The organism is Inquilinus sp. (assembly GCF_057815775.1).
On sequence record NZ_JBYRFX010000768.1, the window covers coordinates 22,001 to 30,270 of the forward strand.

8 protein-coding genes and 1 pseudogene are annotated in these 8,270 nt (G+C 69.9%); 3 read left to right on the forward strand and 6 right to left on the reverse strand.

Going from position 1 to position 8,270, the window contains the following annotated elements; translation table 11 throughout:
* Positions 1-13: 13 nt before the first annotated feature.
* From AC3XYG_RS27050 to AC3XYG_RS27065, 4 genes are read right to left on the reverse strand one after another with little or no spacing between them, the layout of a single operon-like run.
* Positions 14-631 (reverse strand): Csu type fimbrial protein, encoded by a 618-nt coding sequence (locus AC3XYG_RS27050; RefSeq protein ID WP_489142976.1) that lies wholly within the window; start codon positions 629-631, stop codon positions 14-16.
* Between the two features lie 11 nt (positions 632-642).
* Entirely contained in the window at positions 643-3,108 is a 2,466-nt protein-coding gene (locus AC3XYG_RS27055) for a fimbria/pilus outer membrane usher protein (protein ID WP_489142977.1), read from the reverse strand.
* A complete protein-coding gene (locus tag AC3XYG_RS27060) occupies positions 3,071-3,793 on the reverse strand; it encodes a fimbrial biogenesis chaperone (protein ID WP_489142978.1) in 723 nt (240 codons plus the stop codon). The genes AC3XYG_RS27055 and AC3XYG_RS27060 overlap by 38 nt, the downstream gene beginning before the upstream one ends.
* A gap of 23 nt (positions 3,794-3,816) precedes the next feature.
* Positions 3,817-4,365 carry a Csu type fimbrial protein gene (locus tag AC3XYG_RS27065; protein WP_489142979.1) on the reverse strand — a complete coding sequence of 183 codons (549 nt, stop codon included), beginning with the start codon at positions 4,363-4,365 and terminating at the stop codon, positions 3,817-3,819.
* Positions 4,366-4,938: 573 nt separating this feature from the next.
* Between AC3XYG_RS27065 and AC3XYG_RS27070 the strand changes: the two genes are divergently transcribed.
* The 3 genes and pseudogenes from AC3XYG_RS27070 to AC3XYG_RS27080 all read left to right on the forward strand — a co-directional run bounded on the left by AC3XYG_RS27070 (position 4,939) and on the right by AC3XYG_RS27080 (position 6,586).
* Entirely contained in the window at positions 4,939-5,595 is a 657-nt protein-coding gene (locus tag AC3XYG_RS27070; protein WP_489142980.1) for a trimeric intracellular cation channel family protein, read from the forward strand.
* Positions 5,596-5,623: 28 nt separating this feature from the next.
* Positions 5,624-6,232 (forward strand): annotated as a pseudogene (locus tag AC3XYG_RS27075) (UdgX family uracil-DNA binding protein); the annotation flags it as partial.
* Between the two features lie 63 nt (positions 6,233-6,295).
* Entirely contained in the window at positions 6,296-6,586 is a 291-nt protein-coding gene (locus tag AC3XYG_RS27080) for a dodecin (RefSeq protein WP_489142981.1), read from the forward strand.
* A gap of 18 nt (positions 6,587-6,604) precedes the next feature.
* On the opposite strand, the gene pseG is transcribed toward AC3XYG_RS27080, so the two are convergent.
* Both pseG and AC3XYG_RS27090 read right to left on the reverse strand, forming a co-directional pair.
* On the reverse strand, positions 6,605-7,657 hold the full coding sequence (gene pseG / locus AC3XYG_RS27085; protein WP_489142982.1) for a UDP-2,4-diacetamido-2,4,6-trideoxy-beta-L-altropyranose hydrolase: 1,053 nt from the start codon (positions 7,655-7,657) through the stop codon (positions 6,605-6,607).
* Complete coding sequence (locus AC3XYG_RS27090) at positions 7,650-7,964, reverse strand: cupin domain-containing protein (protein ID WP_489142983.1); 315 nt, start codon at positions 7,962-7,964, stop codon at positions 7,650-7,652. Before AC3XYG_RS27090 ends, pseG begins: the two co-directional genes overlap by 8 nt.
* Positions 7,965-8,270 lie beyond the last annotated feature (306 nt).

Here is an 8,270-nt window from a genome sequence, read left to right on the forward strand (position 1 = left end):
TTCCTGGGCTGCATCAATAGGCGACCGTGAGCCGGACCAGGTCGCGGTAGGTCGCGGGTTCGCCCTTGGCGGGCGGCGCGGCCCGGGCATAGACCGGGATGGTGACGGGAACGCCGGTGCCGCGGCCCGGCAGGGTGTCGATGCCCGGCCGGTCGCCCCAGACGCTCCGGCGCGCCGGGTCGCTGTACAACTGGTACGGCATGGCCGGGAGGCCGGTGGCGGACAGGCGGCGCCCGGCCTCGCCGCCCGCGCTGCCGCCGTCCAGCGCCAGCAGGTAGGGCAGGCCGGCGGAACAGTCGATGGCGACGGCGGCGGCGCCCTCCACGGTCCGGTCGCCCGGCTTCCAGCCAGGGAAGACCAGGTCCGGGTCCTGGTCGACGCTGCAGGCGGTCAGGATCGTGATCTCGATCCGCAGTGCCGAGACCCCGGCGACGCGCGGCGAACCGAACACGCCGGCATTGCTCTGGTTGTCGCCGGGCAGGCTGCCCAGGCCGTTGGTCTGGACCGGGCCTTGCGGCACCAGTTGGGCCGGGATGCCCTGGGCCTGGGCCGCCGGGGCGCAGACCCAGGCGGCCAGCAGGGTCAGGGCCAGGGCGGCACCGGCCAGCGTGATGAGATGCGAGGTGCGCATGGATCCTCCTCTCAGCGGCACGGCACGGGGCCGATTTCGGGCTGGGCGCCCGCCGCCGGCCGGTAGTCGAAGCTGGCGCGGCAGCCGCCGGCCGCCTCGGGCAGGGTGACGGTGACGCTGTTCCGGCCGGCCAGACCGGTCAGGTAGGTGCGGCCGTCATAGCCGGCGACGGTGGCCTGGTCGGTGCCGTCGAGCTGGACCACGGCCCCGACCGGCAGCGTCTTGCCGTCGGGCCCGGTCAGGCTGACCACGGCGGCATCGACCTTCTTCACCCCGAAATCGACCACCGCGCCGGAGCGGTCGGCCGGCACCACCACGGTCTGGGTCGCGTCCGGCTGCAGGTCGAGCGCCAGGTTGGCCGGATCGATCGAGATCGTGTTGTTCTGGTAGGACTGCAGGTAAGGCACGAAGGCGCGGCCGCTGGAGTTGGTGGTGGCGACCCGGCGGTTGTTGAGCGAGACGTCGACATTCGGCCCGCCGGCCTTGACCACGGCGAAGGCGTCGTCGACCCGGTTGGCCATGAACACGCCGCCGCCGGCGGCGACGATCGAGCCTTCGACCGTGCCGGTGACGCGACCCTGGTCGCCGGACTGTTCGAGCGAGCCGGAAAGATAGGCCACGGCGGTGCGGTAGTTGACCGCGGCGGCGCGGTTGCCCTGGCCGTCGACCGTCTCCTGGTCGCGGACGGACCAGCCGAGCGACCCTTCCTCGAGCCGGGCGGACTTGGTCACGCTGCTGTCGAAGCTGGTGCGGTTGCCGTTGCGGGAGATGTTGGCCGAGGCGGTGATGTCGTCGCCGAAGGGAATGGTGATGCCGGCGAAGATGCCGTAGTTGCTGCGCCGGTCGAAATCGCCATAGGCCGTGGCATAGACCGAGACGTCGTCGAAAATGGTGCGCGACCAGGAGGCGGTCAGGATGCTGGAATCGCCGTCCTTGCCGTCGGCGCGGATGCGCGAGAAGCCGAGGCTGAGCGAGGACGGGTCGAAACCCAGCGGGAAGGACAGGCCGATGCGGTCGACCTCGCGGGCGCGGGCCGAGATCGGGGCGTCGTTGCCGTGCCGGCGGTCGACCACCAGGCCGACATCGTTGTAGTCGCCGACCATGCGGTCGGCGCCCATGTAGAAGGAATAGCCGTTGCGCGAGACCAGGTAGAAGGCGGAGACCTTGCCGCCGGTCTCGGTGCCGTCCTGGCCCCCGTAGCTGCTGCCGGCGAAGGAGGCGTTGACGGCGCCATAGGGCCCCATGCTGGCGACGAAGCCCGTGCCGCCATTGACCAGGCCGCGGGTCGCCTCGAAATGGCCTTCCAGGGTCAGCCAGTCTTCCAGGCCGTAGCGGACGCTGGCGGAGCCGGCCAGGCTGCGGTCGTATTTGAACGAGCTGTCGCCATAGCCGAGGCGGACGAAGCCGAGCTCGGTGGAGAAGTCGAAATAGCCGGTGCGCAGCATGTCGGGCGCGAAGAAGTAGGAGCGCTGGGTGACGACCTCGCGGCCGAGTGCGTCCTTCATGACGATGCGGGCGTCGCCGCCGCCGCCGAGGAAGGGCAGGCCGGTGAAGTCGAACGGCCCGGCCGGGACCTCGCCGGAGAACACCTTGATGTTGTTCAGGTACAGGTCGAGGGTCGACGGCACTGAGGCGGTGCCGCTGAGATTGGGCACCGGGCTGGTGACGAGGTCCGGGCGGATGTCGAAGTTGCGTTTGAATTGGATGCCGCCGAAGCGGTAGGACGAGGCCCAGCTCGGCGACCCCGAAACGGCATCGCCGACCTGGTAGACCAGCAGGCTTTCCGGATCGGTGTAGCGCCAGGTGCTGTCCAGCCGGGTCAGGCCGTTGCTCTGGTCGTCCAGGGTGTCGAAGGCGTTGACCCGGGCCAGCGCGGTGGTCGAGACGATGCCGTACGGCGTCAGCAGCCGGGCATCGAAGCTGCCGCTCAGCGTGCTGGTCGTGTCGTGCCCGCTCCAGTCGTACTGGGATGTGCCGTACAGCGTGTAGTTCATGAGGAAGCCGAGGTCGGACCGCACCGCGGACAGGTCGACCGGGCGGCTGCCGGCGCCGACATCGACGTTGTTGGGCACGCGGGCGTCGTCGCCGGCGGCGAAGGCGACGATCTGCTTCGGCTCGTCATACTGCCAGGTGATGCCGGCGAGGCTGTCGAGCGGGATCAGCCCGTCGCTGTTGACCGTGCCCAGCGTCGGCTTGATGCCGGCGGTCTGCAGGTCGCCAGGCGTGGCAGCCAGGCGGCCGTCGGGCAGGCGCTTGAAGGTGGCCAGGGCGCCGGTCGAGCGCTCATTGACGGTGACGCCGAGCAGCAGATCCTGGCCGGTCCCGGCCGTGCCCGGGGCCGGGGCGTCCAGGGGAGAGGGCACGTCCTGGGCGAGCGCCGGCGCCGCAGCGCCGGCGGCGCCGAGGGCAACCAGCAGGCACCAGGGGGCGACGCGCGACTTAACGGCCCGCGACGGTCGCCGACTGGTTGACTGCATAATCGTCCCCATTCGCAGTGATCTTGACGCTGCTGCCAGGCTGGATGCGCTGGGCGCCGGCCGCCGTGGTCCAGCGCTTGGTGCTGCCGGGCAGGACATAGCCATTCAGCCCCTGGCCGAAGCTGGCCTGGCCCGCCGGCGAGGCGACGATCAGGTTGGCGATCTTGGCGTGGCGGTTGCCGGTGTTGGTGGCTTCGACCACCAGGTTGCCGCCGTCGCGGCGGACGTCCCAGCGCAGCTCGGCGCCGGCCGACCGGTCGGCGAAGAACACCGGGATGGAGTAGCGGATGACCAGGTTCACCGCGTCTGCCGGTCGCCGGACGTTGACGTCGGGCAACTCGTCGACCAGCAGGCGATAAGTGTCCTCGCCGGTGCTGATCGGGGTGGCCGTGCGGGCGACGCGGATGGTGTAGGTGGTGCCCGGCTGCAGCGTTGCCGCCGGCGGGCTGGCGACCACGTCCTGGGCAGGGACCAGCTGGTCCTCGCCGCCGGCCTGCGTCCATTTGTAGACGCGGACCTGGACGTTGACCGGGCGGTCACCATTGTTGCGGAGATTGACGGAGGCCGCCTGGGCCGGCGCAGTGAGGTCGACGGAGACAGGCGACACCTGGAGGGATGCCGCCTGGCCCGCCTGCGCGAAGACCAACCCAGGGACGACCGCGAGAAGCGCGAAAAACCGACGCATCTGGGGTGTCCTCGGGATCAGGATCAGTAAGTGACGGTGACGGTGACGGTGTCGGTGTAGACGCCGGCCGACGGGGTGAGCTGCGGCGGAACCCGGCCGAACACCTGGGTGCTCTGCACGGTGCCGTCGGCGGTCTTGGAAACGACGTTGCCGCCGGCGCCGGTGGTGTTGCCCCAGACGGTGGTGCGGGCCGAATCCTGGTACAGCTGGTAGCTGACGAATTCGGTGCCGGTCTTCATCCGGCGGGTGTTGACATCACCCGGCGCGGACGGGTTGGTGCCGGCGTTCAGACCGATCTGGTAGGCGGTGCCGTTGGTGCACTGGACCTGGACCGAACCGGTGCCGCTGGTCGCGGTCTGGCCGTCGACATTGCTGTTCAGCACGCCGTGGCTGCCGAAATCGAGCACGGCATCGCCACCGCCGGCGCCGCCGGTGCCGGCATTGACCTGGCATTCCTTGGTGATGGTGATCTTGACCTGCAGATTGCCGGTCGCCGTGGCGGCGTCCGCTGCAGTGAACCACCCGGCCGTGGCCAACGCGGCCGCGGCGAGGGTCGAGGTAACAACCTTCATAATCGTCTCCAGAACATGTGTTGTGATGCTGGGCCGGGGCCCGTTCAGCCCGCACTCGACCGTTCCGGCGCCTCGGGGTGCGAGAGGCCGGTTGGGACAAAATCATGCGCTCTGATGCTGTTGCCGATGCCGCGGCGATCCCCCTACGCGGCTTGCTTGATCTGATTTATCTCAAATTTTATCTAAATTGATCTTAATCAGGCAACCCCGAAAAAGCGAGTGACCCAATCGGGTGCGGGGCCTGTGGTCAGAAAGCCACGATTCCTAAAATATAATAGGAAAATCAGCTGTATAGGAACAATCCCCTCCGCGATTGATCGGTCCTGGCCGCTAAGGTCTGATACTGGCCGCGGCGACTGTCATAAGGGAATATGCTCGCATGGGTTGTCGTCGGTCGCTGGCGACCGCCACGGAGACCGGCTCGACCGGGACATCCGGCCGATGGCGCTGGGTGATTCGCCCGGCCGATCCGGCGGTGCCAGTTCCAGGTCGCCTTCGTCGACCGGACTTGATAGTGCTGCCGGCCGCCGGGCACCCTGGAATCGGCCCGGTGGGGATGGCGGAGGACAAGGCATGCTGCTCGGCGCGATCGGGGTCTGGCTCGACTGGATCGGCGTGGCCGTCTTCGCCCTGACCGGCGCCCTGGTGGCGGCGCGGAAGGGCGCCGACCCGATCGGCTTCGTCATCCTCGCCACCACCACCGGTATCGGCGGCGGCACGCTGCGCGACCTGCTGCTCGGCGCCGGCCCGGTGTTCTGGATTTCCGACCCGGTCGACCTGCTGATCTGCGCCGCCGTCGCCCTGGTCGTCTTCTTCGGCCACCCGACCTTTCCGGTCCGGGCGGGTGACGGCCGGCGTCTTCGGGTCATCATCTGGGCCGATGCCGTCGGCATGGCGCTATTCGCGGTGACCGGGTCGGAGCGGGCGCTGGTGGCGGGGGCGCCGGCGGTCTCGGCCGTCGTGCTCGGCATCATGACCGCGACCTTCGGCGGCATCATCCGCGACGTCATCATCGGCCAGGTCACGCTGATCGTCAGCGGTGAGATCTACATCACCGCCGCCGCCTTCGGCGCCACGGTCTATGTCGTGGCCCGCACGCTGTCGGGCGATGCGCTGCTGGCCGCCTGCCTGGGCATGGCCGCCGCCTTCGGCCTGCGGGCGCTGGCGATCGGCCTGGGCTGGTCGCTGCCGCGCTTCCCGCCGTCGCCGCCCACCCCGCCCGCCGTCTGACAACTCGGAACCCGCTTCCCGGCGCGGCCGTTGCCCGGACATGGCTGCAACGACCCTGGCCACCCTGGCGGCGGAAGCGCGCCATTGCGAACGGTGCCCGCTGTACCAGGCGGCGACGCAGACGGTGTTCGGCGAAGGGCCGGCCCGGGCCGGCATCGTCTTTGTCGGCGAACAGCCCGGCGACCAGGAAGACAAGGCCGGGCGCCCCTTCATCGGCCCCGCCGGCCAGTTGTTCGACCGGGCGCTGGCCGAAGCCGGCATCGCGCGCGACCGGGTCTATGTGACCAACGCGGTCAAGCACTTCAAATTCCAGCTGCGCGGCAAGCGCCGGCTGCACAAATCCCCCGGCACCTATGAAATCGACCGCTGCAAATGGTGGCTCGACCGCGAGCTGGCGGCGATCCGGCCGAAGCTGGTCGTGGCCCTGGGCGCCACCGCCGCGCGGGCGCTGATGGGCCGGCCGATGAAGATCGGGCAAAGCCGGGGCCGGATCCTGGAGTTTCCGGGCGGGATCGCGGGTCTCATCACCACCCATCCCTCCGCCCTGTTGCGGGTGCGCGATCAGGACAGCCGGCGGCGGGCCTATCAGGAGTTCCTGGGGGATCTCGCCCTCGTGGCGGAGGCGATGGCCGCCTGAATTCGGAACCGGACCCGCCGGCCCTCCATTCCCCTGGCAAGGCAACAGAGGATACGGATCGTCATGGGCCACACCTATGCCATCACCGAACTCGCCGGATCGTCCGAACACGGTTTCGAGGATGCGATCGCCGGCGCCATCGCCACGGCGTCGAAGACCCTGCGCAACCTCGAATGGTTCGAGGTGAAGGAGATGCGGGGCCACATCAAGGGCGACAAGGTCGGCCATTATCAGGTCGTGCTGCGCCTGGGCTTCCGCTACGAGGAGACGAATGTCCAGGCCATCGCCGAACGGTTCGGCGAAGCGTCGGCGACGGCCGGCATGCCGGTCGCTGACCTCGCGCCAGCGGGCTGAGAAACCGGCTCTGAGGCCTCAGGCGGCGGGCGCTTCGACCAGCGCCGCCGCCACCCGCCGGGCGCCATGCCCGTCGCACAGCGCGGCGGAGGCCTGCGACATCCGGCGCAGCCGGGCGGCATCGCCGAGGAATGCCGCGATCGCCGTCCGGATTTCACCGTCACCCAGGGCGGCGGCATCGCCGGCCAGGGCGACGATGCCGGCGGCGTCCAGGGCCCGGGCGGTCGGCACCTGGTTGTCGGCCAGGGTGAAGGCCAGGGTCGGCAGGCCCAGGCAGCACCGTTCCCAGGAACTGCTGCCCATCGCCCCGATCGCCGCATCGGCGTCCAGCATCGACCGCGCCATGTCCTCCAGCCCGACATGGCAGCGGAAGCGCGAATCGGCGGCGGCGATCGCCTGCACTTGGGCCAGACTCGGGGCGGTCGGGCCGAACACGACATCGGCTTGGGCAAAGTCGGGCAGGGCCGCCAGCGCGGCGCAGACCCGCCCGGTGATGCCGCCGACATCGGTCAGGCCGAGCGAGACCAGCAGGCGCTTCGGTTGCTCCGCCGTATCCCGCCGTGCCAGGGCCGCCGGCCGCAGCGTCGCGAAATCAGGGCGCAGTAGGGCATAGTCCAGCCCGATCAGCCGTTGGCAGCCCGCCGGCAGTAGTGCGTCATAGGCCGCGACCTCGGTGCCGAAATTCTGGTTCAGCAGCCAGTCGGCCTGATGCGGCGCCGTCCCCAGATCGTCGATCACCAGCACGCGCCGTGCCGCGGCGGCGATCGCGCGCTCCTCCGGCGCCGTCCAGCGATAGAGATCGCAGACCACGACATCGGCCCCGGCCGGCCAGGCGGCGCGGATCGCGGCCACCGTCTCCTCCGGCCCATTGCCGACGATCCGGTGCGCGATGGCCTGGAGTGCCGGCACGGTGGCCGGGGCCTCGCCATTCACCAGGAACAGGCAGTCGGCACCGCGATCCGCCAGGGCGCGGGCCAGCGACAGGCAGCGCATGGCGTGGCCGCCGCCGATCGCACCCGACGCATCCAGCCGGAAGGCGACGCAGACCGGCGTGCCCTGTGTCTCAGGCACTGAGGCCATCAGGCTGCTTGATCTCGATCTCGACGAAGGCGATCGGGTGCGGCGACCCGTTCATCACATCGTGCCGGATACCGGCCGGCCGGCGATAGGACTGGCCTTCGGCCAGCGGCACCGCGGTCTCCGCCGTGCCGTCATGGATCTTCAGGATCCCGGCCTGCAGCATCACCACGAAATAGGGAAAGCCGTGCTCGTGCCAGCCGGTGGTGGCGCCAGGTTCGAAATCCCAGCGGGTGATGCGGGCGATCTCGTCATCCTGCTGCAGCGTCGGCACCGCCCGCAGCGTGCTCTGGAACCCCATGGCCTGCCCCTTCGTGCTTTGTCCGGGTCCGGCCACACTGCCGATGGCGGCCCCGGCGATGCAAGCGGATGCGTCACCGCCGCGGGGCATGGCGGTGTCGTTGTCAGCCTCTGCGGGAGGGGCTAGACAAGTCGGAATGAATTCGGAGGGGCGGGGCGATGCGCGGATGGGGATGGGTTGGCGCCGGGGCACTGGCGTCCATGCTGGCGGCCGGCCCGGCGGCGGCTGCCGAAACCGTGTCGGTGCTGACGCCCTACCTGTCCGCCGTCGCCACCGGTGAGATGGTCGAGACGCTGAAGGCCGACG